Origin of the sequence: Nocardioides mangrovi (assembly GCF_020073815.1) — a bacterium.
Lineage (GTDB): Bacteria > Actinomycetota > Actinomycetes > Propionibacteriales > Nocardioidaceae > Nocardioides > Nocardioides mangrovi.
Map to the genome: position 1 here is coordinate 1 of NZ_JAIQZJ010000038.1, position 827 is coordinate 827.

Below are 827 nucleotides of genomic sequence, written 5' to 3' on the forward strand. Positions count from 1 at the left end.
CCGGCGGAATCAGGTGGTCGAAGCAACACCGAGTGGTGGAGGTGTTGTGAGGTGGTTCGTGGAGTTCGGTACGAGGTGCGGCTCGCGTTCTTTGACCGGGTGGTGGAGGGCTGGTCGGTTTCGGCCGCGGCTGCCGAGGCTGGCGTGGCGAAGCAGTCGGCATGGGATTGGTGGCGCCAGTCTGCTCCGGTGACGTTGGAGTTGGCTCGCTCGAAGGTAGGTGGTCTCGGTGTCGTGCCGGTGGTCGAGGGTGTTTCGTCCAGGGGCGCTCCAGCCCAGCGCCGAGCGTTGACCGGTGAGGACCGGGCGGTGATCGCGGCCTGTCTACGCCGACGTGCTGCGGGCGAGAAGATCACGCTGGCGCAGATCGGTGAGCTGCTCGGGCGGGACAAGTCGGTGATCAGCCGGGAGATCGTCCGCAACAGTGGCCCGGATGGCAGCTACCACGGCGGCCTGGCACACCGAGCTGCCCATGAGCGACGACGACGCCCCAAGGAGTTCCGGCTGGTCGCGAACCCACGGCTGTGTCGGCGGATCGAGGCCTGGATGGACGAGGGCTGGTCCCCAAAGCTGATCGCCCGGGTCCTGCGCGAGGACTCCCCGCACATGATCATGGAGCGCGTGTCGCACGAGACGATCTACCAGGCGCTCTACGTCCAGACCCGCGGGTCGCTGCGCAAGGACCTCTACCGGGAGTTGTCGACCAGCCGGCCCCGCCGCCAGCCCCGAACCGGCGCGGGACGGGCTAACAGCCCGTACAAGGAGGCGTTCAAGATCAGCCAGCGGCCTGCCGAGGTCACCGACCGAGCCGTGCCCGGTCACTGGGA

1 protein-coding gene is annotated in these 827 nt (G+C 68.2%); it reads left to right on the forward strand.

From position 1 onward, the window contains the following. Positions 1-51 precede the first annotated feature (51 nt). The coding region (locus tag K8U61_RS24700) for an IS30 family transposase (RefSeq protein WP_443680498.1) at positions 52-827 on the forward strand (776 nt) is incomplete at its 3' end.